This window comes from Pseudomonas cuatrocienegasensis, from assembly GCF_900110925.1.
Classification (GTDB): domain Bacteria; phylum Pseudomonadota; class Gammaproteobacteria; order Pseudomonadales; family Pseudomonadaceae; genus Aquipseudomonas; species Aquipseudomonas cuatrocienegasensis.
Window position 1 is genome coordinate 120,499 of sequence record NZ_FOFP01000001.1, and the last position, 25,475, is coordinate 145,973.

Here is a 25,475-nt window from a genome sequence, read left to right on the forward strand (position 1 = left end):
GAGCGAAAACGCTGGATGCCTTCGATGACCGCCAACCCTCCGTTGTCGCCCCCTGTCACCGGGCTGATTCTGTCTGGCGGCGGTGCCCGCGCGGCCTATCAGGTGGGGGTGCTGGCGGCCATCGCCGACCTGCTGCCCGACGCCAGCCGCAACCCGTTCCCGGTGATCGTCGGCACCTCGGCTGGCGCGATCAACGCTGTTGGCCTGGCCTGCGGCGCCCTGCACTTCACCGAGGCGATTCGTCGCTTGACCTGCGTCTGGCAGGATTTTCACACCCATCAGGTGTACCGCAGTGACTGGCCAGGCGTGCTGCGCCAGGCCAGTCGTTTTGTCGGCCATAGCCTGCTTGGCCTGGGTGGCGAGGTGCCGGTGGCCTTGCTCGACAGCTCGCCGCTGGGCGATTTGCTGGCCCGCGAGCTGGATTTCTCCGGTATTGCCGCAGCGGTGCGGCATCGCCAGTTGCGCGCGGTGGCGGTCACGGCTTTCGCCTATGAAAGCGGCCAGGCAGTGACCTTTTATCAGGGCCGCGCCGCTATCAACCCCTGGTTGCGCCATCGGCGTATCGGCATTCCCACGCGCCTGTCCCTGCAGCACCTGTTGGCCAGCACCGCGATCCCGCTGATCTTCCCGCCGGTGCGCATCGGGCGCGAATATTTCGGCGACGGCGCCGTGCGCCAGTCTGCGCCCATCAGCCCGGCGCTGCACTTGGGCGCCAACCGGGTGCTGGTGATCGGCGTCAGTGGTAACCCTCAGAGTGGCGCGCCAGCAGCGCCGCCTATCCGCACTGGGCGCCCGCCGAGCCTGGCGCAGATCAGCGGGCACATGCTTAACAGCACCTTTATCGACAGCCTGGAGGGCGACATCGAGCTGATCGAGCGGCTTAATACGCTTGGACGCCTGGTGCCACCTCAGCAGGACACGAGCGGTATGGGCCTGACCCCGGTGGAGGTGTTGGTGATCGCGCCGAGCCAGCCACTGGACCAGATCGCCGCGCGCCATCGCCACGAGCTGCCGCGCGCGCTGCGCCTGTTTCTGCGCGGGCCGGGCGCGACCCGGGCGAGCGGCGCGGGGGTGCTCAGCTACCTGCTGTTCGAGCCGGGCTACTGCAACGAGCTGATCGAGCTGGGCTACCAGGACGCCATGGCGCGCAAGCAGGCCTTGAGCGCGTTTCTCGGCCTGGGCGAGGTGGCCGCGCCGTCAGCCCCTGTGCCTTTGCTCTAGCAGTCCGGAGAAATTGCATAACGGCTGAGCCATTGCCCCCGCGCAGCGTTTAAACTGCGCCTTCCCGACGCTTTCTGTCGCATCTGCGAAAGTGCCGGTTTTCCTGGGGTTGGCGCTGTAACAAGTTGTCGCTTGGCGGCAATGATAGCGCCGGTTCAGTCCCTACAATCCGTTCAATCGCCTGCTTCAGCCTGCAGGCGTTTCTCGTCAGGAGAGTTCCGATGTCTGTTCAGCACGACCCGGTGAATCGTCACCCGGTGCACCGCGCCGATTTCGACCAGGTGATGGTGCCCAATTACGCGCCTGCCGGCTTTATCCCGGTCCGAGGTGAAGGGTCGCGCGTCTGGGATCAGAGCGGTCGCGAGCTGATCGACTTGACCGGTGGCATTGCTGTCAACGTGCTTGGCCATGCCCATCCGGCACTGGTCAAGGCGCTGACCGAGCAGGCCGGGGCGATGTGGCATATCTCCAACGTATTCACCAACGAGCCGGCCCTGCGCCTGGCGAAAAAGCTGGTCGAGGCGACCTTCGCCGACCGCGTGTTCTTCTGCAACTCAGGCGCCGAAGCCAACGAGGCCGCGTTCAAGCTGGCGCGTCGGGTGGCGTTCGAGCGTTTCGGCGAAGACAAGTACGAGATCATCGCGGCAACCAACAGCTTCCATGGCCGCACCCTGTTCACCGTCAACGTCGGTGGCCAGCCGAAGTATTCCGATGGTTTCGGGCCGAAGATCCAGGGCATTACCCACGTGCCTTACAACGACCTGGAAGCCCTCAAGGCGGCGGTCTCGGACAAGACCTGCGCCATCGTGCTGGAGCCGATCCAGGGCGAGGGTGGGGTGTTGCCGGGTGAGTTGGCCTACCTGCAGGGCGCGCGGGCGCTCTGTGATCAGCACAATGCGCTGCTGGTGTTCGATGAAGTACAGAGCGGCATGGGCCGCAGCGGTTCGCTGTTCGCCTACCAGCATTACGGCGTCACCCCGGACGTGCTGTCCAGTGCCAAGAGCCTGGGCGGTGGCTTCCCGATTGGCGCGATGCTGACCACCGAGGCCTTGGCCAAGCACCTGGCCGTCGGCACCCACGGCACCACCTACGGCGGTAATCCCCTGGCCTGTGCGGTGGGCGAGGCGGTGATCGATACCATCAATACCCCCGAGGTGCTCGACGGCGTCAAGGCCAAGCACGCGCGGTTCAAGGCGCGGCTGGAGCAGATGGGCGAGCGTTACGGGGTGTTCAGTCAGGTGCGCGGGCTCGGCCTGCTGATCGGCGCGGTGCTGTCCGAACCCTGGAAGGGCAAGGCCAAGGTGATTCTCGACGCCGCCGCGCTGGAAGGCGTGATGGTCCTGCAAGCCGGCCCTGACGTGGTGCGTTTCGCCCCCAGCCTGGTGATCGATGACGCCGATATCGACCTCGGTCTCGACCGCCTGGAACGCGCCATCGCCAGCCTGACCCAGGGCTAATAGTCGCAGTAGCGGCTGCCCGGCACAGGGTGTGTCGGGTTCGCGTCAGGGAGTGACTGTCTCGTATGCGCTGTGGCCAGGCCGCAGCTTCGACTGGTGCCGCCTGGGTGCCGGCGGTCTTTCTACCAAAGGAGTTGCACCATGCTGGTGATGCGCCCCGCGCAAATGGCCGACCTCGCTGAAGTGCAGCGCCTGGCCGCGGACAGCCCGGTGGGTGTGACCTCGCTGCCGGATGATGCCGGTCGGCTGCGCGACAAGATCGCCGCGTCCGAAGCCTCGTTTGCCGCCGAAGTCAGCTTCAATGGCGAGGAGACCTACTTCTTCGTTCTGGAGGACAGCGCCAGCGGGCGTCTGGTCGGCTGCTCGGGCATCGTCGCGTCCACCGGCTACAGCGAACCTTTCTACAGCTTTCGCAATGAAACCTTCGTGCACCATTCGCGCGAATTGAAGATCCACAACAAGATTCACGTCCTCTCGTTGTGCCATGACCTTACCGGCAACAGCCTGCTGACCAGCTTCTACGTCGAGCGAGCGCTGGTGGGCAGCGTCTGGTCGGAGCTCAACTCCCGCGCCCGCCTGCTGTTCGTCGCCGCCCACCCGGAACGCTTTGCCGATGCCGTGGTGGTGGAGATCGTCGGGCACAGCGACGAGGCCGGTGAGTCGCCGTTCTGGGACGCGGTGGGGCGTAACTTCTTCGACATGAACTACGCCGAGGCCGAGCGCATCTGCGGCCTGAAGAGCCGCACTTTCCTCGCCGAGCTGATGCCGCATTACCCGATCTACGTACCGCTGTTGTCCGATGCCGCCCAGGAAGCCATGGGCCAGGTGCACCCGCGGGCGCAGATCACCTTCGACATCCTCACCCGCGAAGGCTTCGAAACCGACCACTACATCGACATTTTCGACGGCGGGCCAACCCTGCATGCGCGTACCTCGGGCATTCGCTCGATTGCCCAGAGCCGCCTGGTGCCGATCAAGCTGGGCGAAGCCGGCTCAAGCGGGCGGCCTTACCTGGTCTGCAATGGCCAGTTGCAGGATTTTCGCGCGATTGTCGCGGAACTGGACTGGGTGCCCGGTAAGCCGGTGATCCTCAGTCTCGAACAGGCCGAGGCCCTGGGCGTCGGTGAAGACGCCAGCGTCCGCCTGGTTGCGGTTTAAGGAGCTTGTGATGATCGTTCGTCCCGTTCGCAGTGCCGACCTGCCGGCCCTGATCGACCTTGCGCGCAGCACCGGCGCCGGCCTGACCACCCTGCCGGCCAACGAGGCGCGCCTGGCGCAACGTGTGGGCTGGGCCGAGAAGACCTTCCGTGGCGAAGCCGCACGCGCCGACACCGACTACCTGTTCGTGCTGGAAGACGATGCCGGCCAGGTGGTGGGTATCTCGGCGATTGCCGGTGCCGTCGGCTTGCGCGAGCCCTGGTACAACTACCGGGTTGGTCTCACCGTGAGTGCTTCCCAGGAGCTGAACATTCACCGCCAGGTGCCCACGCTGTTTTTGGCCAACGACCTGACCGGCCATTCCGAGCTGTGTTCGCTGTTCCTGCACGCCGACCACCGTACCGGGCTCAACGGCCGGTTGTTGTCCAAGGCGCGCTTTTTGTTCATCGCGGAATTTCGCGAACTCTTCGGTGACAAGGTTATTGCCGAGATGCGCGGGGTGTCCGACGAGCAGGGCCGCTCGCCGTTCTGGGAAAGCCTGGGCCGGCATTTTTTCAAGATGGCGTTCAGCCAGGCGGATTACCTGACCGGGGTCGGCAATAAGGCCTTTATTGCCGAGCTGATGCCCAAGTTTCCGCTGTACACCTGTTTTCTCTCCGAGGACGCGCGCGCCATCATCGGCCGGGTGCACCCCGATACCGAGCCGGCCCTGAGCATGCTCAAGGCGGAAGGCTTCAGCTACCAGGGCTATGTCGACATCTTCGACGCCGGGCCGGCCATCGAGTGCGCGACCGCGAAGATCCGCGCCGTGGCCCAGAGCAGCAGCCTGGTCCTGGCGATTGGCACGCCGGGTGACGATGCCACGCCGTTCTTGATCCACAACCGCAAGCGCGAGGATTGCCGCATCACCGCTGCGCCGGCGCGTCTGGCCGCCGGTACCCTGGTGGTCGACCCGTTGACCGCCCGCCGTCTGCAACTGTCGGCGGGTAATCAGGTGCGTGCGGTGGCGCTGGCGGCGCGCAGCTGAGGCGCGCCTGAACCCTGACTGCCGTGCCCGCGCCATGCCGGGCCTCGATTTGCTGGGAGTGATACACCAATGAGCACACATTACATTGCCGGCCACTGGCAGGCGGGCCACGGCGCGGCGCTGGAGTCCCTCAACCCGGTCAGCCAGGTCTGCCTATGGCAAGGCCAGGCGGCTGATGCCGCGCAGGTCGATGCCGCCGTGCAGGCGGCGCGCGCGGCCTTTCCAGCCTGGGCGCTGCAGCCACTGGAAGCGCGCATCGCCGTGCTCGAGCAGTTCGCCACGGTGCTCAAGGCCCAGGCCGAGCGCCTTGCAGATGCCATTGGTGCCGAGACCGGCAAGCCGCTGTGGGAGGCGGCTACCGAGGTCACCAGCATGGCCAACAAGGTGGCGATTTCGCTGCAGGCCTACCGCGAACGCACCGGCGAGAAGCAGGGCCCGTTGGGCGATGCCAACGCTGTGCTGCGGCATAAACCCCATGGTGTGGTGGCGGTGTTCGGCCCTTATAACTTCCCCGGCCACCTGCCTAACGGGCATATCGTGCCGGCCCTGCTGGCCGGTAACTGCGTGGTGTTCAAGCCCAGCGAGCTGACGCCCTGGGTCGCCGAGCTGACGCTGCGCTGCTGGATCGAGGCCGGTCTGCCAGCCGGTGTGCTCAATCTGCTGCAGGGTGGGCGAGAAACCGGCATGGCCCTGGCGGCCCACGCGGGTATCGATGGGCTGTTCTTCACCGGCTCCAGCCGCACCGGTAACCTGTTGCACAGCCAGTTCGCTGGGCGCCCGGAAAAAATTCTGGCGCTGGAGATGGGCGGCAATAATCCGCTGTTGGTCGACGAGGTCACGGATGTCGATGCGGCGGTCTACACCATCATTCAATCGTCCTTTATCTCCGCCGGGCAGCGCTGCACCTGTGCCCGCCGTTTGCTGGTGCCGCAGGGCGCCTGGGGCGATGCGCTGTTGGCGCGTCTGGTGATGGTCACGGCCAGCCTCGGCGTTGGTGCTTACGATGCCCAGCCGGCACCTTTCATGGGTGCAGTGATCTCCCTGGAAGCGGCCGAGCACCTGCTCAAGGCTCAGGAGCGGTTGCTGGATAAAGGCGCCACCTGCCTGCTGCAGATGAGCCAGCCTCTGGCGGGTTCGGCACTGCTGACACCCGGCATTGTCGATGTTACGGCGCTATCGGAGCGTTCCGACGAGGAAGTGTTCGGGCCGTTGTTGCAGGTCATCCGCTACGGCGATTTCGACGCGGCGATCGCCGAGGCCAATGCCACCCAGTTTGGTCTGGCGGCGGGGTTGTTGTCCGACTCCCATGCGCGCTACCAGCACTTCTGGTTGCACAGCCGCGCGGGTATCGTCAATTGGAACAAACCCCTGACCGGTGCCGCCAGTACCGCGCCGTTCGGCGGCATCGGCGCATCGGGCAATCACCGCGCCAGCGCTTATTATGCGGCGGATTACTGCGCCTACCCGGTCGCCTCGCTGGAGAGTGAGCGCCTGAGCCTGCCTGCCACCCTGACGCCGGGAGTGCAGCTGTAATGCGTGCTTTCGAGATGAATGTCGACGGCTTGGTCGGGCCGACCCACAACTACGGCGGTCTGTCCTACGGTAATGTGGCCTCGCAGCGTAACTGCCACGAGGCGTCCAGCCCGCGTGAGGCCGCCCGTCAGGGCCTGGCCAAGATGAAGGCGTTGATGGACATGGGCTACCAGCAGGCCGTGCTGGCGCCCCAGGAGCGCCCCGATGTGGCCGCGCTGCGGCGCCTGGGGTTTACCGGTAACGATGCCGAGGTGATCCAGCGCGCCGCCCGCGAGGCCATGCCGCTGCTGGTTGCCAGCTGCTCTGCATCGAGTATGTGGACCGCCAATGCCTGCACCGTCAGCCCCAGCGCCGATACGGCCGATGGCCGTGTGCATTTCACCGCGGCCAACCTCAATTGCAAGTTCCACCGCTCCATCGAGCACCCGACCACCAGTCGGGTGTTGCAGGCGATGTTCGCCGACCCGCAGCATTTCGCTCACCATCCCGCGCTGCCAGCGGTGGCGCAGTTTGGCGATGAGGGCGCGGCCAACCATACGCGCCTGTGCAAGGGCTATGGCGAGCCCGGCGTGGAGTTCTTCGTGTTTGGCCGCAGCGCCTTCGACAGCCGCTTCCCCGCGCCAGCGCGTTACCCGGCGCGGCAGACCCTGGAGGCGTCCCAGGCTATTGTTCGGCTGCATGGGCTGAGTGAGGCGGGGGTGGTCTACGCCCAGCAGAGTCCGGCGGTGATCGACCAAGGCGTGTTTCACAACGACGTGATCGCCGTAGGCAATGGCGAGGTGCTGTTCTATCACCAGGACGCCTTCCTCGACACCGAGCGGGTGCTGGCCGAGCTGGCCGACAAGCTGGCGCGGGTAGGCGGACGGTTGCAGGCGGTGTGTGTGCCGCGTGAGGCGGTGAGCGTCGAGGATGCGGTGCGCTCCTATCTGTTCAACAGCCAACTGCTGAGCCGCAGCGATGGACGCATGCGCCTGATCGTGCCGGAAGAGTGTCGCAACAATGCCGCCGTCTGGCGCTACCTGGAAGGGCTTACCGCCAGCGCTGGAGCCATTGCCGAGGTGCAGGTTTTCGACCTCAAGCAGAGCATGCAGAATGGCGGTGGCCCTGCCTGCCTGCGCCTGCGTGTGGCGCTCAACGAAGTGGAACTGGCGGCGGTCAATCCGGGGGTGATCATGACCCCGGCGCTGTATGACAGCCTTAACCTCTGGGTCGACAAGCACTACCGGGATCGACTCAGTGAGCACGACCTGAGCGATCCGCACTTGCTCACTGAATGCCGCACGGCCTTGGACGAACTGACGCAGATCCTTAAACTGGGTGCTGTTTACCCCTTTCAATTAGCTTGAGTAGGGTGGGTCGCGCTTTATCGACCCACCATGACGGGCTTGTGGTGGATGAAAAAACGACATCCACCCTACGCCAACACCTGTGGAGACTTTATGACCGACGCCCTGCAACTGATCCTCGAAGACACCGACGGCACCCAGCTGGAAACCTCCTGCACGCGCTTTGCCGTGGTCTGGCAGGGCAAGGAAATCTGGATTCAGCAGGTCGGCAACGGTCAGCTGATGATCGGCGTCGATGTCGACGAAGGTGACAGCGAGTACGCCAACCTGCTGCTGCGTCCGCTGGCCACCAACCTGGTCAGCCTGGAGCTGGAGATGGAGCCCGCCGATCAGGGTGATGACGATCACGTCCATGGTCCCGACTGCCAGCACGACTGAGGAGCACCGCCATGCTTGCTCTCGGCAAACTGCTTGAGCTGACCCTGGCTGGCCGCGAGCCGGCAGCGAAGATCCAGCTGACTGTCGAGGGCGCGCGGTTGCGCTGGTTGACCGAAGGTGCGCTGGAAATCACGCCGCCGGTGGCCAGCGACTGCGGCCTGGACCTTATCCTCTCGGCTGGTGTTCACGGCAACGAGACAGCACCGATCGAATTGCTGGACCGTCTGCTGCGGGCCATTGCCCGCGGCGAGCTAAAGCCGCGCTCGCGGGTGTTGCTGTTGTTCGGTAACCCGGCCGCCATGCGCCGTGGTGAGCGCTTCGTCGTGCAGGACCTTAACCGCCTGTTCAATGGCGTGCATGAGCAAAGCAGCGGTTTCGAGGCGTTACGCGCCTGCGAGCTGGAGCAGCTGTGCGTCAGCTTCTTCGCCCAACCAGGGCGCACGCGCCTGCATTACGACCTGCACACCGCGATTCGGGCGTCGAAGATCGAGCAGTTCGCCCTCTATCCCTGGCAGGCCGGCCGTGCCCATTCGCGGCGTGAGCTGGCACGCCTCAAGGCCGCCGGCATCGACGCGGCCTTGCTGCAAAGCAAGCCCTCGACCACCTTCAGCGCTTACACCTACGCCACCCTGGGCGCCGAAGCCTTTACCCTGGAGCTGGGCAAGGCGCGGCCGTTTGGCGACAACCAGATGGTCAACCTCGACCTGCTTGAGCAGCGCCTGCACGCGATCATCGCAGGCTGTGAGCCCGAGGATGATCCGAGCCTGGATGGCCTGCAGCTGTTCGCGGTAGCCCGCGAGGTGATCAAGCACAGTGACGCGTTCACCCTGCACCTGCCGGCAGCCATTGAGAACTTCAGCGAGCTGCCGCTTGGCTACCTGCTGGCTGAAGACCTGGGCGACACCCGCTGGACGGTCGAGGAACCCGGCGCGCGCATCATCTTCCCCAACCCGCGGGTCCATAACGGCCAGCGTGCGGGCATTCTGATCGTGCCGGCCGGGGATGTGAATTTAGCCTGAGCCAGGAATGGGGGGGGGATGGCGCTTTATCCATCTACCCATTGACGTATGCCTGGTGGATGAAAAAGGCGTCATCCACCCTACGCAAGTGTCCTGCGTTTTCTTGCCTGATCTGTACCTTGTCTATCTCTTGCGCCGGGCTTTAGCATCGGCGCTCCCTCTCGTTCAAGGACCGCCCACCATGCCCGTTATCGACCTGCGCAGTGATACCGTCACCCAGCCAACCGCCGGCATGCGCGCGGCCATGCAGGCGGCCGAGCTGGGTGATGATGTGTATGGCGAAGACCCTACGGTCAATCAGCTGGAACGCTACCTGGCCGCTGAACTGGGCTTTGCCGCTGCGCTGTTCGTGCCCAGCGGCACCATGAGCAACCTGCTGGGGCTGATGGCGCACTGCGAGCGGGGGGATGAGTACATCGTCGGCCAGCAGGCGCATACCTATAAATATGAAGGCGGCGGCGCCGCGGTGCTTGGCTCGATCCAGCCGCAGCCCATCGAGGGCGAAGCCGATGGCTCGCTCGACCTGGACAAGGTCGAGGCGGCGATCAAGCAGGATGACTTTCACTTTGCCCGCACCCGCCTGCTGGCGCTGGAAAACACCATGCAGGGTAAGGTGCTGTCGCTCGACTACCTGGCCTCGGCCCGGGCGCTGTGTGAGCGCCGTGGCCTGGCCCTGCACCTGGACGGCGCGCGGTTGTATAACGCGGCGGTCAAGTTGGGCGTGCCGGCGCGGACGATTACCGAGCATTTCGATTCGGTCTCGGTGTGCCTGTCCAAGGGCCTGGGTGCGCCCATCGGCTCGGTGCTCTGTGGCGGTGAGGCGCTGATCGGCAAGGCGCGGCGTTTGCGCAAGATGGTCGGCGGCGGCATGCGCCAGGCCGGGATGCTGGCGGCGGCCGGGCTCTATGCCCTGCAGCATCAGGTCGAGCGCCTGGCCGACGACCATGCCCATGCCGAGCAACTGGCGGCAGGCCTGCGTGAGCTGGGTTGGGTGGTCGAGCCGGTACAGACCAATATGGTCTACGTGCAGGCCGGTGAACAGGCCGATGCGCTCAAGGCGTTTTGTGCGCAGCAGGGCATTCAACTGAGTGCTGCACCGCGTTTACGCATGGTTACCCATCTGGACATTAGCGCTGAGGATGTCAGGCGCGTGATCGAAGCGTTTGCCGCCTTCCAGAACTAGGGTCTGTTGCCGTTTCGTCGCGAGCCGCGATTTCCTGTGGGAGCCGCGCCCCGCGGCGAATAGCGGCCATGCGCAGGTATGGCAGAAAGCCAAAAAACTTCGCGCCGGGGCGGCGCTCCTACAGGACGGCGGTGCCTTTGAGCGCTTCGTTGGAGTCAGCTTGCTGGTGATTATCGCGCGATGGCGCCAGCAACTGGCGGATAGGTTGAAATCTATGCATGACGGCCGTTTGAACCTTGGCCACAGCCATAGTCTCCATCTATCAATAAAGGCACTAGCCCCACAGCCCAGGCCCTATATAATGCGGCCCTTTGCCGGCGTTTGCCGTGGCCGCCTGTTTCCGTGGAAGAATCTATGAAAAGCGCAGAAATCCGTGAAGCCTTCCTGAGCTTCTTCGAAGAGAAGGGGCATACCCGTGTCGCTTCCAGCTCCCTGATTCCGGGCAATGACCCGACGCTGCTGTTCACCAATGCCGGGATGAACCAGTTCAAGGACTGCTTCCTCGGCCTGGAAAAACGCGCCTACACCCGCGCGGCCACCAGCCAGAAATGCGTACGCGCCGGCGGTAAGCACAACGACCTGGAAAACGTCGGCTACACCGCTCGTCACCACACCTTCTTTGAAATGCTGGGTAACTTCAGCTTTGGTGACTATTTCAAGCGCGACGCCATCCACTTCGCCTGGGAATTTCTCACCGGTGACAACTGGCTGAAGCTGCCCAAGGAAAAGCTCTGGGTCACGGTCTACGCCACCGATGACGAGGCCTACGACATCTGGACCAAAGAGGTCGGTGTGCCGGCCGAGCGGATGATCCGCATCGGCGACAACAAAGGCGCGCCATACGCCTCCGACAACTTCTGGACCATGGGTGACACTGGCCCCTGCGGCCCGTGCACCGAGATTTTCTTCGACCACGGCGAGCACATCTGGGGCGGCCCACCCGGCAGCCCGGAAGAAGATGGCGACCGCTATATCGAGATCTGGAACAACGTGTTTATGCAGTTCAACCGTACTGCGGACGGTGTGTTGCACCCGCTGCCGGCGCCGAGCGTGGACACCGGCATGGGCCTGGAGCGCATCAGCGCGGTGCTGCAACACGTCAACTCGAACTACGAGATCGACCTGTTTCAGAGCCTGCTGAACGCGGCAGCCAAGGCCATCGGTTGCGCCAATGAGGGCCAGGCTTCGCTGAAAGTGGTGGCTGACCATATCCGTTCCTGCGGCTTCCTGATCGCCGACGGCGTGACCCCGTCCAACGAAGGTCGCGGCTACGTGCTGCGCCGGATCATCCGTCGCGCCTGCCGTCACGGTAACAAGCTGGGTGCCAAGGGCAGCTTTTTCTACCAGATCGTCGCGGCGCTGGTGGCCGAGATGGGTGATGCCTTCCCGGAACTGAAGCAGCAGCAGGCGCATATCGAGCGCGTGTTGAAGACCGAAGAAGAGCAGTTCGCCAAGACCCTGGAGCAGGGCCTGAAGATCCTCGAACAGGATCTGGCCGAGCTCAAAGGCACGGTGATTCCGGGTGAAGTGATCTTCAAACTGTATGACACCTTCGGCTTCCCGATGGACCTCACCGGCGACATCGCCCGTGAGCGCGAGCTGACTCTGGACGAGGAAGGCTTCGAGCGCGAAATGCAGGCCCAGCGTGAGCGCGCCCGTTCCGCCAGCGCCTTCGGCATGGATTACAACGCCCTGGTCAAGGTCGACAGTGACACCGCGTTCCTCGGTTACCTGGGTACCAGCGGCAGCGGCAAGATCATTGCCCTGTTCAAGGACGGTCAGGCTGTCGACAGCCTGGGCGAAGGCGAGGAGGGCGTTGTGGTCCTCGATCAGACGCCGTTCTACGCCGAATCGGGTGGCCAGATTGGTGACTGCGGTTACCTCGAAGGGGCTGGTGTGCGCTTTGACGTGCGTGAAACCACCAAGGCTGGCGGCGCCTTCCTGCACCATGGCGTTGCGGTCAAAGGTGGTCTGAGCGTCGGTAGCTCGGTCAAGGCCGAAGTGGACGCCGGTGTGCGCCAGGCCACGGCGCTCAATCACTCCGCCACGCACCTGCTGCATGCCGCGCTGCGCCAGGTGCTGGGCGAACACGTGACGCAGAAGGGTTCGCTGGTCGACAGTCAGCGCCTGCGCTTTGACTTCAGCCACTTCGAGGCGATCACCCCGGCGCAACTGAAAGAGCTGGAGGCCATCGTCAACCGCGAAGTGCGCGCCAACACTGAAGTTGAAACCCTGGAAACCGACATCGAAACCGCCAAGGCCAAAGGCGCCATGGCGCTGTTCGGTGAGAAGTACGGCGACCAGGTGCGCGTGCTGAGCATGGGTGGCGACTTCTCCGTTGAGCTGTGCGGCGGCACTCACGTCAAGCGTACCGGCGATATTGGCCTGTTCAAGATCATCAGCGAAAGCGGTGTGGCGGCTGGCGTGCGACGTATCGAAGCGGTCACCGGTGCAGCGGCTTTTGCCTACCTGAACGGTGCGGAAGAGCAGCTGAAAGAAGCTGCAGCGCTGGTCAAGGGCAGCCGCGACAACCTGCTCGACAAGCTGGCCGGTGTGCTGGAGCGCAACCGTCAGTTGGAGAAAGAGCTGGAGCAGCTCAAGGCCAAGGCTGCCAGCGCCGCAGGTAATGACCTGGCGGGTTCGGCGGTGGACGTCAAAGGCATCAAGGTGCTGACCGCGCGTCTCGATGGCCTGGACGGCAAGGCGCTGTTGGCCATGGTCGATCAGTTGAAGAACAAGCTCGGCAGTGCAGTGATCCTGCTCGGCGGCGTGCAGGACGACAAGGTCGTGCTGGTGGCCGGTGTGACCCAGGACCTGACCGCCAAGCTGAAAGCCGGTGAACTGATGAAGCAGGCAGCGGCGGCCGTTGGCGGCAAGGGCGGTGGTCGCCCGGACATGGCCCAGGGTGGCGGTGTCGATGCGGCGGCTCTCGATGGTGCGCTGGCGTTGGCTGTGGCCTTCGCCGAACAGGGCCTGTAACCCGCTGCTTTCCCGGCTGAATAGCCCAAGGCCCGGCGGGCCTTGGCAGGGTTTCGAGTTGTATGTTTAATGGGCGCCCTTCACGGGCTGAGGCGGCTTTGAAATGGCTTTGATCGTACAGAAATTTGGCGGCACCTCCGTCGGCACTGTTGAGCGTATTCAGCAGGTGGCGGCGAAGGTGAAGAAGTTCCGCGAAAACGGCGATGACATCGTGGTTGTGGTTTCCGCCATGAGCGGTGAAACCAATCGCCTGATCGATCTGGCCAAACAGGTCAGTGACGGTCAGCCGATCCCGCGTGAACTCGACGTGATGGTCTCCACCGGCGAGCAGGTGACCATTGCCCTGCTGGCCATGGCGCTGATCAAGCTCGGTGTGCCGGCGGTGTCTTACACCGGCAGCCAGGTGCGTATTCTTACCGACAGCGCGCACAACAAGGCGCGCATCCTGCAGATCGATGATCACAACCTGCGTGCCGACCTCAAGGCCGGCAAGGTGGTGGTGGTCGCCGGTTTCCAGGGCGTCGACGAGCAGGGCAATATCACCACCCTGGGCCGTGGCGGTTCCGACACCACGGGCGTGGCCCTGGCGGCGGCGCTGAAGGCCGATGAGTGCCAGATCTACACGGATGTCGATGGTGTCTACACCACTGACCCGCGCGTAGTGCCCCAGGCTCAGCGCCTGGAAAAGATCACCTTCGAGGAGATGCTGGAAATGGCCAGCCTCGGCTCCAAGGTGCTGCAGATTCGTTCGGTGGAATTCGCCGGCAAGTACAACGTCCCGCTGCGCGTGCTGCACAGCTTCCAAGAGGGGCCGGGCACCCTCATTACCCTTGATGAAGAGGAATCCATGGAACAGCCGATCATCTCCGGCATCGCTTTCAACCGCGACGAAGCCAAGCTGACTATCCGTGGCGTGCCGGACATCCCGGGCGTGGCGTTCAAGATTCTCGGTCCGATCAGTGCCGGCAACATCGAAGTGGACATGATCGTGCAGAACGTCTCGCACGATAACACCACCGACTTCACTTTTACTGTGCACCGCAACGACTACACTGCAGCGCACCAGGTGCTGGAAAACACCGCGCGTGAGCTGGGTGCCCGTGAAGTGATCGGCGACACCAAGATCGCCAAGGTGTCCATCGTCGGTGTGGGCATGCGCTCGCACGCTGGTGTTGCCAGCCGCATGTTCGAAGCGCTGGCCAAGGAGAACATCAATATCCAGATGATCTCCACCTCCGAGATCAAGGTATCGGTGGTCATCGAAGAGAAATATCTGGAGTTGGCGGTACGTGCGCTGCACACTGCCTTCGAGCTGGACGCGCCCGCCCGACAGGGTGACTGAGGCACGATTCGGAAGGCGCGGTTAACCGCGCCTTTTGTTTTTTGGTTGGAGTGGCGGAACTTTCTTTCCGTCTACTCTGGTCAATACTTGGGTGAAGGCTCTGGCGTGTACCGTGGAGCTGCCACCATTTTATTTTGCAGACTGTTGTGTCCTGAACTGAAATCCGTAAGGAGAAAGGAATGCTGATTCTGACTCGCCGGGTCGGAGAGACCCTGATGGTGGGTGACGAAGTCACTGTCACCGTGTTGGGCGTTAAAGGTAATCAGGTGCGAATTGGCGTCAATGCCCCGAAAGAGGTTGCCGTGCACCGTGAGGAAATCTACCAACGAATCCAGAAAGAGAAAGGTGACGAACCAAGCCACTAATTTTTATCGAAATTTTGGCTTTGCAAACGGGGAAAACATGGTTATCATGCGCCCCGTGTTGCGGAGAGGTGGCCGAGTGGCCGAAGGCGCTCCCCTGCTAAGGGAGTACACCTCAAAAGGGTGTCGGGGGTTCGAATCCCCCCTTCTCCGCCATTATTCAGTGTTGTTCGGCGGTAAGTGTTGATTCTGTAAGTGGTTGAAATTACTAGAATTTAGCGCTTGATTATGAAAATAAACGCCGTATAATGCGCACGCTTCACGGACTCATAGCTCAGCTGGATAGAGTACTCGGCTACGAACCGAGCGGTCGGAGGTTCGAATCCTCCTGAGTCGACCAAAAAATACGAAAGAGCTGCACGCTGTGCAGTTCATTCGGGAAACCAGCGGTGATCTGGTATAAAAGCGCTAATGGACTCATAGCTCAGCTGGATAGAGTACTCGGCTACGAACCGAGCGGTCGGAGGTTCGAATCCTCCTGAGTCCACCACACAAGAAGGGCCTGCAGCGATGCAGGCCCTTTTTCTTTGCCTGGAAAACGACCCGCCGCCCTTATCGAGCAGCGGACGGCAGGTGTCTGGTTCAGCGTCGCTTCGGTACTTTCACGCAGCCGCTCCCATCGAAATTCACCGTACGGCTGTTGCCCTGGCGATCACGGTACTGATACCGCTGCTCGCCGTTTCGACTGCTGGTCTGGTCGGGGCGGCCGAGCATGCTGACGATATCGTCCTGATTCATCCCGGCCCGCACCTGGCGTTTGATCATGGCTTCGCGCCTTTCGCTACCTGACAGTGGTGTGCCGCACGGCGATACACGCTCGCCGACCACCACTACCTCATTACGGTTATTGGCTGCAGGGGTTTTTGGCGTTTTTGCGGGTTTAGCCAGGGGTACGGGTTTGCCGCTGCCGGGTGTCGGGTTGTAGGCGTCCTGTAGTTGCTGTTCCTGTTCGGTGGAACAGCCGTGGCGGGTAAAGGTCACATGGCCGGCGCTGTCGACACAGCGAAATACGGTCGAGGCTGAGGCTGGCGAGTTGCCCAGCATCAACAGACAGGCACACAGGGGCAGGTAATAGCGCAATCCACGCATGGGGGTGTCCTCCTTGACGGTCCAGGCAAAAGCCTAGCGCAATGATCCCAGAGCGCCAGTGGTGTCTTGTGCGGGCTTGCCGGCGTCGCAGCTGAATATGTGCTGTCAAGACTCAACTTTGCGACGCAAGCGCTTGTTCCAGGCCGGATTTTGTAACGTGCTTTGCATCTTGGTGGTGGTATCATCTGCAGCGTCAGCCCCGCCGGGGCTTGTGGAATACCACCATGGACTTACCCAGTAGTTACCCCGAATCTCGATTGTGCAATCACGAATTGACTGATTGATCCCCTTTGGCGTGCCCGCCGCTGGGGGTGGAGTGCGCCATGACTGAAGTAGAAGCAAAAAAACCGCAAGAGAGCTTGCAGGACCGCCTTGCCCAGGTGGTCGAGCTCTTGCATCGCCAGCGCCTGGTCGAAGACCTGACCCATCGTCAGGACGGTGTTAACCAGGCCCGCGTAGACAACCTGGTACACCGGCAGAATCTCGTCGAATTGCAGCGCAAGCTCGACGACCTGCACTCGGCCGACGTCGCCTATATCCTCGAAGCTCTGCCGCTTGATGAGCGCCTGACGATCTGGCAACTGGTCAAGGCCGAGCGCGATGGCGACATCCTGCTCGAAGTTTCGGATGCCGTGCGTGAGACCCTGATTGCCGACATGGAGGATCACGAGATCCTCGCGGCGGCCAAGGAAATGGACGCCGACGAACTCGCCGATCTGGCTTCCGAGCTGCCGCGCGATGTCGTTCATGAGCTGATGGAAACCCTCGACGCGCAGCAGCGCGAGCGAGTGCGTTCGGCGTTGTCCTATGAAGAGGATCAGGTCGGCGCCCTGATGGACTTCGAGATGGTCACCATCCGCGAAGACGTCAGCCTCGAGGTGGTGCTGCGTTACCTGCGTCGCCTGAAAGAGTTGCCAGGGCATACCGACAAGCTGTTCGTGGTCGATTACGACGGCGTGCTCAAGGGCGTCTTGCCGGTCAAGCGGCTGCTGGTCAATGACCCGGAGAAGCTGGTGAGCACGGTCATGGCCACTGATCCGGTAAGTTTTCACCCGGATGAGGACGGCTACGATGCCGCCCAGGCGTTCGAGCGTTACGACCTTATTTCGGCGCCGGTGGTGGACAAGAACGGCAAACTGATCGGCCGTTTGACCATCGACGAAATGGTCGACCTGATCCGTGAGGAAAGCGAAAGCGAAGTCCTCAACATGGCCGGTCTGCGCGAGGAGGAAGATATCTTCGCCTCGGTGTGGAAATCCCTGCGCAACCGCTGGGCCTGGCTGGCGGTCAACCTGGTGACGGCCTTTATGGCGTCGCGGGTGATCGGTCTGTTCGAAGACTCCATCGAAAAGCTGGTCGCCCTGGCGGCGCTGATGCCTATTGTGGCCGGCATCGGCGGCAACTCCGGCAACCAGACCATCACCATGATCGTGCGCGCCATGGCCCTGGACCAGGTCAGTACTGGCAATACCTCGCGGTTGATCCGCAAGGAGCTGGGGGTTGGCCTGGTCAACGGTATCGTCTGGGGTGGGGTGATTGGGGTCGTGGCGTACCTGCTTTACGACAGCTGGTCGCTGGGCGTGGTGATGACCACGGCTATGACCCTCAACCTGTTGCTTGCCGCGCTTATGGGGGTGCTGATCCCCATGACCCTGGTGCGTCTGGGGCGTGACCCGGCCTTGGGCGCCAGTGTAATGATCACGGCGGTAACCGACAGCGGTGGCTTCTTTATCTTCCTGGGCTTGGCGTCGCTGTTTCTGCTTTGAGGTGTGGATAACGGCTGTGTATAGGGCATGCATAGCCGGTTTGCTTCAAACGCTCGTTTCAAGATAAGGTTTGCCGGCTGTTTATTACAAGAAACGCGACCCTAAGTCGCCCCCTTATCTAGGAGTCGCCATGACCTCCAGCCAACTCCTGCTCGAAGGTGTTGAACTCATGCTGTTCGGCATGGGCTTTGTCTTTCTATTTCTGGTTCTTCTGATCGGTGCCATTCACCTGATGGCGCGGGTATTGGCGCGTATTGCGCCTGCCGCTGCAGCCCCCGTGGTGCGTCAGGCGTCGGTGCCGGTGGCATCGAGTGGGCCATCGGCCGACGTGCTGGCTGCCATCCAGACTGCTATTCACCAACACCGCGCTCGCCGCGGCTGATTCGGATTGCCAGGGAGTTTTTGCGTATGACCGTTGCAAACAAGGCGTTGGGTATCACCGATGTGGTGTTGCGTGATGCCCACCAGTCGATTCTCGCCACTCGTGTACGCCTCGAAGACATGCTGCCGATTGCGCCAAAGCTCGATCAGGTGGGCTTCTGGTCGGTGGAGTCCTGGGGTGGTGCGACCTTTGACGCCTGCATTCGCTATCTGGGGGAAGACCCTTGGGCTCGTATCCGTGCGCTCAAGCAGGCCATGCCCAATACTCGTCAGCAGATGCTCCTGCGCGGTCAGAACCTGCTGGGTTACCGGCATTATGCGGACGATGTGGTCGAAGCCTTCGTCGAGCGTGCAGCGATCAATGGCGTTGATGTGTTCCGCGTGTTCGACGCAATGAACGATCCGCGCAACCTGCAGACTGCCCTGCAGGCGGTCAAACGCGTGGGCAAGCATGCCCAGGGCACGATTTCCTACACCACCAGCCCGGTGCATACCCTGGAGATGTGGCTGGACCTGGCCAAGACCATCGAAGACATGGGCGCCGACTCCATCGCCATCAAGGACATGGCTGGCATCCTTACGCCGTATAAGGCGTTCGAGCTGGTGACACGGCTCAAGGCCAGCCTGAGCATTCCGATCCATATGCAATGCCATGCCACGGCGGGTCTGTCCACCGCGGCCATCCTCAAGGCGGTGGAGGCGGGCATCGATAACGTCGATACGGCGATTTCCTCGCTGTCGATGACCTACGGGCACTCGCCAACCGAGTCGGTGGTGGCGATTTTCCAGGGGACCGAGCGCGATACCGGGCTCAACCTCGAACTGCTCGAAGAGATCGCTGCGTACTTTCGCGAAGTGCGCAAGAAGTACGCGGCCTTCGAGGGTAACCTCAAGGGCGTCGACTCGCGCATCCTGGTCGCCCAGGTGCCGGGCGGCATGCTCACCAATATGGAAAGCCAGCTCAAGGAGCAGGGCGCCCAGGACAAGTTCGATGAAGTGCTGGCCGAGATTCCGCGCGTGCGTGAAGACCTCGGTTTTATTCCACTGGTAACGCCGACCTCGCAGATCGTCGGCACCCAGGCAGTGATCAATGTGCTCACCGGTGAGCGCTACAAATCCATCACCAAGGAAACCGCCGGCATCCTCAAGGGTGAGTACGGCATGGCGCCGGCGCCGTTCAATGCCGAGCTGCAGGCGCGGGTGCTCAATGGAGCTGAAGCCGTCACCTGCCGCCCGGCTGATCTGCTCGACGCCGAGATGGACAAGCTCACGGCCGAACTCAAGGGCATTGCCAGCGAGAAAGGCATCAAGCTGGCCGCCGATGTGATCGACGATGTGCTGACCTATGCACTGTTCCCGCAAATTGGCCTGAAGTTCCTGGAAAACCGCGACAACCCGGCTGCTTTCGAGCCGGTGCCCAACGGCAAGCCGACAGCCGCGCGCGATACGGCTACGGCCGATGTTTACAGCGTCGAGGTCAATGGCCAGAGCTATGTGGTCAAGGTCAGCGAGGGCGGTGACATCGAGGGCATCAAGCCGGTTGGCGTCAGTGCTGCTGCAACGCCAGCTGTTGCCCCCGTCGGTGCAGGTGAGCCGCAACTGGCGCCACTGGCCGGCAATATCTTCAAGGTCATGGTGCAGCCGGGACAGGCAGTCGAGGCGGATGAGTTGGTGATCATCCTCGAAGCCATGAAGATGGAAACCGAGATTCGCGCGTTCAAGGCTGGCACCGTCGGTGCGGTCAACGTCAAGGTGGGCGATATGGTGGCGGTGGGCGACAGCCTGCTGACCATCGGCTAAGGGGCGCTGCATGGACAAGCTGCTCAAACTTTGGCAAAGCACTGGCCTTTATCATCTGGAGGCGGGGCAGGCGCTGATGATCGTGGTCTGCCTGGCCCTGATCTACCTGGCGATCCGTCGCGGCTTCGAGCCTTTGCTGCTGATCCCGATCGGCTTTGGTGGGGTGCTGGCGAATATCCCGGTGGCCAACATGGCTGAAGGGGCAGGGGTGCTGCACCTGTTCTACGAAGTGGGTTTGCCGACCAGTGTGTTCCCCCTGCTGATCTTCATGGGCGTGGGGGCGATGACCGATTTCGGGCCGATGCTGGCCAACCCCAAGACCCTGTTGCTCGGTGCGGCGGCGCAGTTCGGCATCTTCGGTACGTTGATTGGTGCATTGGCGCTGACGGCGCTGGGCATTCCGGGTATGGAATTCACCCTGCGTGAAGCCGCATCGATCGCCATCATCGGTGGGGCGGATGGGCCAACCTCTATCTTCGTCACTTCCAAGCTGGCGCCGGATCTGCTCGGACCGATTGCCGTCGCGGCCTATTCCTATATGGCGCTGGTACCGTTGATCCAGCCGCCGATCATGCGTGCGCTGACCACACCGCAGGAGCGCGCCATTGTCATGCAGCAGCTGCGTCCGGTCAGCCAGGTCGAGAAGATCGTCTTCCCGCTGGTGTTGTGTCTGATGATCGGCATGCTGCTGCCCGATGCTGCACCGCTGATCGGCATGTTCGCGTTTGGTAATTTGCTGCGTGAGGCCGGTGTGGTCGAACGCCTGGCCGATACCTCGCGCAACGCGCTGATCAATATTGTCACCATCGCTTTGGGGCTGACCGTGGGCTCCAAACTCTCGGCCGAGTCCTTCCTGCAGCTCAAGACCTTGGGCATTCTGGTGCTGGGCATGGTGGCGTTCTGTGGTGGCACGGCGGCCGGGGTGATCATGGCCAAGATCATGAACCTGTTCAGCACTAACAAGATCAACCCGTTGATCGGCTCCGCTGGGGTATCTGCTGTGCCGATGGCTGCGCGGGTATCGAACAAGCTCGGGCTAGAGGCCAACCCGCAGAACTTCCTGCTGATGCATGCCATGGGGCCGAACGTGGCCGGGGTAATCGGCTCGGCAGTGGCGGCAGGTGTGTTGCTGAGCTTTGTTGGATAGCCGGAGTGCCAGTTAACGACAAAGCCGCCCGTAGGGCACCTCTAAAAACTACCTGCGTGGTCATCGCGGCGTTAAAAACAGGCTCGTGCGCGAGTCCGATCAAAATGCTCATTTACAGCTCGTAAACTGCGCTTTTTCGCCTGTTTTTGCCTTGCCCTGACTGCCTCGCCTACGTTTTTAGAGGCACCCCGTAGGCGGCTTTGTCGTTTGTGGCAGTCTTGCGGGCAAGAAAAAAACCGACCCTGGGGGTCGGTTTTTCTAAGGCTGCGTCAGGCGTCTTCTTCGGCTGCCATCTCAGCATCGTGAGCAATCAGCGACACCAGCGCGTTTTGCTGGCGACGTGAAAGCTGGCGGAAGCGTTGCAGCAGCTCACGTTCATGCAGGGACAGCTCAGGACTGTCGAGGCGCAGCTCGACATCGTCGCCAAGGCTGCCTTCCTGCAGCATGCTCTGCTCAAGACGGGCGATGATTTCGGAGTTCATGCTGCGATGATGGTTGCGAGCCACATCAGCAATGCGTTCACGCATGCCATCAGGCAGGCGAACGACGAATTTGTCAGCTGTACGGCTGGAATAGATAGCCTGTTTCATAGGGCGCATACTTTAAACCGGTTAGTTCAGGGGGGCGATGCTGGCATTGCGCTGCAAGATTGTCACCGGTTTGACTCTCTTTCGCACTACCTGTTCCGCAGAATCGCGATTTACATTTTATCTGACTATCAAGTCACAAGCTCAAATGTTTGACGTCAATTACGTGTCGTATTCTGGCGGGGATACCGGCTTTTTGCCAGTACCAATTATCAGAAATGCGCATTACTGCGCATTGAGTCCATCATGGACCCTGCTGGACCACAAAAATTCAATGCTCAGTCACTCAATCGTCATGCCCGGGTCACGGGGCTGACACAGGATTTGCCTACCTTGGTCTACACCAGTTGGCGGCTTTGGGGTCGCTGTGTAGCCGCTTTGCATAGGGAGGCATTCCATGAGTGCGGTGATCCGGGTCGATAACCTGAACAAAACGTTCGGCCGTAAGCAGGCGCTGTTTGATCTGGCGCTTTCCGTCGACTCCGGTGAAATGGTAGCGCTGATTGGCGCTTCTGGCTCTGGCAAATCGACGCTGCTGCGTCATGTCGCGGGGCTGGCCTGCTGCGATCGCAGCGGTGGCGGCAACATTCAGGTGCTGGGCCGTGAGGTACAGGCCGATGGCCGCCTCAATGGTGAGGTGCGCCGCTTGCGTGCCGACATTGGTTACATCTTCCAACAGTTCAATCTGGTTGGCCGCCTCAGTGTGTTGCAGAACGTACTGCTTGGTTGCCTGGGGCGTATGCCGCGCTGGCGCGGCACTTTCGGCCTGTTCAATGCCCAAGAGCAGCAGCGCGCGATGCAGGCGCTAAGCCGTGTCGGTCTGGCGGATCTGGCGCAGCAGCGGGCCTCGACCCTCTCCGGTGGCCAGCAGCAGCGTGTAGCGATTGCTCGCGCCCTGTGTCAGCGCGCCAAGGTGATTCTGGCCGACGAGCCGATTGCCTCGCTCGATCCCGAGTCGGCGCGCAAGGTCATGCAGATTCTTGCCGACATCAACCGTGAAGACGGCACCACCGTGGTGGTCACCCTGCATCAAGTCGATTACGCCATGCGCTATTGCCGGCGCGCTGTGGCGTTGAAAGCGGGGCGTATTCATTACGACGGCGCGGCCGCCGAGCTGCATGCCAACTTCCTGAACGATCTCTACGGTGCCGAGCTGCTGATCGAGCCACCAGCCGAAGAGGCGCCGCGCCCCGCGCGCAAGCGAAAAGTCCCTTTAGCTTTGGCCAAGGCCTGAGCTGCCAGCTGTTCTGCCAACCCTAATCAGCCCATCTGTACGAGGAGTGCTTTGCATGTTCAAACGTATCAGTCGCGTTCTCGCTGCGTCCACGCTGCTGGCCGGTTCGGTGCTGGGCGTAGCCCAGGCTGCTGATCAGGAGATCAATTTCGGCATCATCTCCACCGAGTCCTCGCAGAACCTGAAAAGCATGTGGGACCCCTTCCTGGCGGACATGGGCAAGCAGACTGGCCTGAAGATCAATGCGTTCTTCGCTCCTGACTACGCCGGGATCATCCAGGGCATGCGCTTCGACAAGGTCGATGTGGCCTGGTACGGCAACAAGGCTGCGATGGAAGCAGTTGACCGCGCTGGTGGGCAGATCTTCGCCCAGACCGTCGCCGCCAATGGCAGCCAGGGCTATTACAGCCTGATGGTGGCGCACAAGGACAGCCCGATCAATTCGATCGAGGACATGCTGAAAAACGCCAAGACCCTGACCTTCGCCAACGGCGACCCAAACTCCACCTCGGGCTACCTGGTGCCGGGCTATTACGTGTTCGCCAAGAACAACGCCGATGCCAACAAGATCTTCAAGCGCGCGCTCAACGGCAGCCACGAAGTCAACGCCCTGTCGGTTGCCAACAAGCAGGTCGACGTCGGCACCTTCAACAGCGAAGGCATGGAGCGTCTTGAAGTGACTGCGCCGGACAAGGCAGCCCAGCTGAAAGTGATCTGGACTTCGCCGCTGATCCCGTCCGACCCGATGGTCTGGCGCAAGAACCTGGACGAAGGCACCAAGACCAAGCTGCGCGAATTCTTTATGACCTATGGCGACAAGCCGGCTGAGATGAAGGTCCTGGAAGGCCTGCAGTGGGCCAAGTTCAAGGCCTCGGATGACGACCAGCTGTTGCCGATCCGCCAACTGGAGCTGTTCAAGAAGCGCAGCGAAGTGGCCAACAACGACAAGCTCAAAGCTGACGACAAGGCCGCCAAGCTCAAAGAGCTGGATGCCGAGCTGGCCAAGCTGGAAAAGCGCATGGCTGAAATTGCCCAGCAGAGCCCTGCCAGCGCGGGTTGATCGCAGCGCTCTGCCCGGCGCAGGTGCCGGGCAGATTCTTTCTGCTGCTTGCTTCGAGATGCTGCTATGAGCACTTTGACCACCGCACCCACGCCCGACCTGACCGCCAAGCGTTCCTGGCTGCAGTTGATCGGCTGGGGGCTGCTGTTTGTCGTATTGGCCTGGTCCTGGCAGGGCGCGGAGATGAATCCGCTGGCGCTGATTCGCGACTCCAGCAACATGGCGACCTTTGCCGCGGACTTCTTTCCGCCCGACTTCAGCAACTGGGAGCTGTACCTCAAGGAGATGATCGTCACCGTGCAGATCGCCCTGTGGGGCACGGTGCTGGCGATTGTTCTGGCCATCCCGCTGGGCATTCTCTGCTCGGAAAACATCGTGCCCTGGTGGGTCTACCAGCCCGTACGGCGAGTGATGGATGCCTGCCGTTCGATCAACGAAATGGTCTTCGCCATGCTCTTTGTGGTGGCCGTTGGCCTGGGGCCGTTCGCTGGGGTGCTGGCGCTGTTTATCGGCACCACCGGGGTGCTCGCCAAACTCTTCGCCGAGGCGGTTGAGGCCATTGATCCGGGGCCGGTGGAAGGCGTGCGCGCCACCGGTGCCAGCGCGCTGCAGGAAGTCATCTACGGGGTGATTCCGCAGGTCCTGCCGCTTTGGATTTCCTACTCGCTGTATCGCTTCGAGTCCAACGTGCGCTCGGCCACAGTGGTCGGCATGGTCGGTGCTGGCGGTATCGGGGTGATTCTCTGGGAAGCGATTCGCGGTTTCCAGTTCGCCCAGACCTGCGCCCTGCTGATCGTGATCATTCTGGTGGTCAGCCTGCTGGACATCATCTCGCAGCGCCTGCGCAAACAATTTATCTGACGGAGATAAGGCATCTACGGATGCCCTTTTTAGCCATGCACTTGTCTAGACAACCCGAGCCGATGTACCGCGAACTGGCCGCCGTGTTGCGTGATGAACTGCAGCACCTGAGCCCAGGCGATTACCTGCCGGGCGAGGTGCAATTGGCTGCACGCTTTGCGGTCAACCGCCACACCTTGCGCCTGATGGAGGGCCAGCCGGTTAGCCTGATCCGTCACGCCTTCAGCACCGAGCATGCCGAGCTGCTCGCCGACTACCAGGGCGGCTCGCTGCGCCACTACCTCAGTCAGCTCGGCCTGCCGCTGACCCGCGCTTTCAGCCTGATTGGCACGCGCCTGCCCAGCCGTGATGAGGCCGCGCGCTTGCTGATGCCCCAACACGCACCGCTGCTTAGGGTCTGTTGCCGTTTCATTCACGTCTCGCGATGAAACGGCAACAGACCCTACGTGCGACCCCTTTCCTGCGATCTGGCCGGACGGCCGCTGCAGCTGTCGCTATCGACCAGCCGCGCCGACCGCTTCCAGTACCAGCTCGCCCTTTGATGG

The 25,475-nt window shown here is 62.1% G+C and carries 21 protein-coding genes, 3 tRNA genes and 1 pseudogene; 23 read left to right on the forward strand and 2 right to left on the reverse strand.

Annotated features, from left to right (window positions below; genetic code table 11):
• Positions 1-24: 24 nt before the first annotated feature.
• From BMW49_RS00630 to BMW49_RS00700, 15 genes are all read left to right on the forward strand, one after another.
• Positions 25-1,221 carry a patatin-like phospholipase family protein gene (locus BMW49_RS00630; protein WP_069517040.1) on the forward strand — a complete coding sequence of 399 codons (1,197 nt, stop codon included), beginning with the start codon at positions 25-27 and terminating at the stop codon, positions 1,219-1,221.
• Positions 1,222-1,442: 221 nt separating this feature from the next.
• Complete coding sequence (locus BMW49_RS00635) at positions 1,443-2,678, forward strand: aspartate aminotransferase family protein (RefSeq protein WP_069517039.1); 1,236 nt, start codon at positions 1,443-1,445, stop codon at positions 2,676-2,678.
• Positions 2,679-2,819: 141 nt separating this feature from the next.
• Positions 2,820-3,836: an arginine/ornithine succinyltransferase subunit alpha gene (gene aruF / locus BMW49_RS00640; protein WP_069517038.1), complete on the forward strand. Its 1,017-nt coding sequence runs from the start codon at positions 2,820-2,822 to the stop codon at positions 3,834-3,836.
• A 10-nt stretch (positions 3,837-3,846) separates the two neighbouring features.
• A complete protein-coding gene (gene astA, locus BMW49_RS00645) occupies positions 3,847-4,863 on the forward strand; it encodes an arginine N-succinyltransferase (protein ID WP_069517037.1) in 1,017 nt (338 codons plus the stop codon).
• Positions 4,864-4,932: 69 nt separating this feature from the next.
• On the forward strand, positions 4,933-6,396 hold the full coding sequence (astD, locus tag BMW49_RS00650) for a succinylglutamate-semialdehyde dehydrogenase (RefSeq protein WP_069517036.1): 1,464 nt from the start codon (positions 4,933-4,935) through the stop codon (positions 6,394-6,396).
• Positions 6,396-7,742, forward strand: coding sequence for an N-succinylarginine dihydrolase (gene astB / locus BMW49_RS00655; protein WP_069517035.1), 1,347 nt, complete (start codon positions 6,396-6,398; stop codon positions 7,740-7,742). The genes astD and astB overlap by 1 nt, the downstream gene beginning before the upstream one ends.
• A gap of 93 nt (positions 7,743-7,835) precedes the next feature.
• Positions 7,836-8,120: a topoisomerase II gene (locus BMW49_RS00660; protein ID WP_069517034.1), complete on the forward strand. Its 285-nt coding sequence runs from the start codon at positions 7,836-7,838 to the stop codon at positions 8,118-8,120.
• 11 nt (positions 8,121-8,131) lie between these two features.
• Positions 8,132-9,139, forward strand: a complete 1,008-nt coding sequence (astE, locus tag BMW49_RS00665; RefSeq protein WP_069517033.1) for a succinylglutamate desuccinylase — start codon at positions 8,132-8,134, stop codon at positions 9,137-9,139.
• A 181-nt stretch (positions 9,140-9,320) separates the two neighbouring features.
• Complete coding sequence (gene ltaE, locus BMW49_RS00670; protein WP_069517032.1) at positions 9,321-10,322, forward strand: low-specificity L-threonine aldolase; 1,002 nt, start codon at positions 9,321-9,323, stop codon at positions 10,320-10,322.
• Positions 10,323-10,676: 354 nt separating this feature from the next.
• Positions 10,677-13,301 carry an alanine--tRNA ligase gene (alaS, locus tag BMW49_RS00675; RefSeq protein ID WP_069517031.1) on the forward strand — a complete coding sequence of 875 codons (2,625 nt, stop codon included), beginning with the start codon at positions 10,677-10,679 and terminating at the stop codon, positions 13,299-13,301.
• 103 nt (positions 13,302-13,404) lie between these two features.
• Entirely contained in the window at positions 13,405-14,643 is a 1,239-nt protein-coding gene (locus BMW49_RS00680; RefSeq protein WP_069517030.1) for an aspartate kinase, read from the forward strand.
• Positions 14,644-14,822: 179 nt separating this feature from the next.
• Positions 14,823-15,008, forward strand: a complete 186-nt coding sequence (gene csrA, locus BMW49_RS00685; RefSeq protein ID WP_069517029.1) for a carbon storage regulator CsrA — start codon at positions 14,823-14,825, stop codon at positions 15,006-15,008.
• A gap of 62 nt (positions 15,009-15,070) precedes the next feature.
• A tRNA-Ser gene (locus tag BMW49_RS00690) sits at positions 15,071-15,161 on the forward strand.
• Between the two features lie 107 nt (positions 15,162-15,268).
• Positions 15,269-15,345: transfer RNA gene (locus BMW49_RS00695), tRNA-Arg, on the forward strand.
• A 73-nt stretch (positions 15,346-15,418) separates the two neighbouring features.
• Positions 15,419-15,495 (forward strand) — tRNA-Arg (locus tag BMW49_RS00700).
• A gap of 92 nt (positions 15,496-15,587) precedes the next feature.
• Here the strand turns inward: BMW49_RS00700 and BMW49_RS00705 are convergent.
• Positions 15,588-16,094: a DUF4124 domain-containing protein gene (locus BMW49_RS00705; RefSeq protein WP_069517028.1), complete on the reverse strand. Its 507-nt coding sequence runs from the start codon at positions 16,092-16,094 to the stop codon at positions 15,588-15,590.
• Positions 16,095-16,417: 323 nt separating this feature from the next.
• Between BMW49_RS00705 and mgtE the strand changes: the two genes are divergently transcribed.
• The 4 genes from mgtE to BMW49_RS00725 all read left to right on the forward strand — a co-directional run bounded on the left by mgtE (position 16,418) and on the right by BMW49_RS00725 (position 21,188).
• The gene (mgtE, locus tag BMW49_RS00710) at positions 16,418-17,860 is read left to right on the forward strand and encodes a magnesium transporter (RefSeq protein ID WP_069517027.1); all 1,443 of its coding nucleotides are present in this window, start codon (positions 16,418-16,420) and stop codon (positions 17,858-17,860) included.
• Between the two features lie 130 nt (positions 17,861-17,990).
• Entirely contained in the window at positions 17,991-18,242 is a 252-nt protein-coding gene (locus BMW49_RS00715; RefSeq protein WP_069517026.1) for an OadG family protein, read from the forward strand.
• Positions 18,243-18,268: 26 nt separating this feature from the next.
• On the forward strand, positions 18,269-20,041 hold the full coding sequence (gene oadA / locus BMW49_RS00720; protein ID WP_069517025.1) for a sodium-extruding oxaloacetate decarboxylase subunit alpha: 1,773 nt from the start codon (positions 18,269-18,271) through the stop codon (positions 20,039-20,041).
• A gap of 10 nt (positions 20,042-20,051) precedes the next feature.
• Positions 20,052-21,188, forward strand: coding sequence for a sodium ion-translocating decarboxylase subunit beta (locus BMW49_RS00725; protein WP_069517024.1), 1,137 nt, complete (start codon positions 20,052-20,054; stop codon positions 21,186-21,188).
• Positions 21,189-21,457: 269 nt separating this feature from the next.
• Here the strand turns inward: BMW49_RS00725 and BMW49_RS00730 are convergent, their stop codons facing one another.
• A complete protein-coding gene (locus tag BMW49_RS00730) occupies positions 21,458-21,787 on the reverse strand; it encodes an Arc family DNA-binding protein (RefSeq protein ID WP_069517023.1) in 330 nt (109 codons plus the stop codon).
• 385 nt (positions 21,788-22,172) lie between these two features.
• On the opposite strand from BMW49_RS00730, the gene phnC reads away from it, so the two are divergent.
• The 4 genes and pseudogenes from phnC to BMW49_RS00750 all read left to right on the forward strand — a co-directional run bounded on the left by phnC (position 22,173) and on the right by BMW49_RS00750 (position 25,472).
• Positions 22,173-23,009, forward strand: a complete 837-nt coding sequence (phnC, locus tag BMW49_RS00735) for a phosphonate ABC transporter ATP-binding protein (protein WP_069517022.1) — start codon at positions 22,173-22,175, stop codon at positions 23,007-23,009.
• 55 nt (positions 23,010-23,064) lie between these two features.
• Positions 23,065-24,069: a phosphonate ABC transporter substrate-binding protein gene (phnD, locus tag BMW49_RS00740; RefSeq protein WP_069517021.1), complete on the forward strand. Its 1,005-nt coding sequence runs from the start codon at positions 23,065-23,067 to the stop codon at positions 24,067-24,069.
• Between the two features lie 66 nt (positions 24,070-24,135).
• Entirely contained in the window at positions 24,136-24,930 is a 795-nt protein-coding gene (gene phnE, locus BMW49_RS00745; RefSeq protein WP_069517020.1) for a phosphonate ABC transporter, permease protein PhnE, read from the forward strand.
• Positions 24,931-24,965: 35 nt separating this feature from the next.
• A pseudogene (locus tag BMW49_RS00750) lies at positions 24,966-25,472 on the forward strand (UTRA domain-containing protein).
• Positions 25,473-25,475 lie beyond the last annotated feature (3 nt).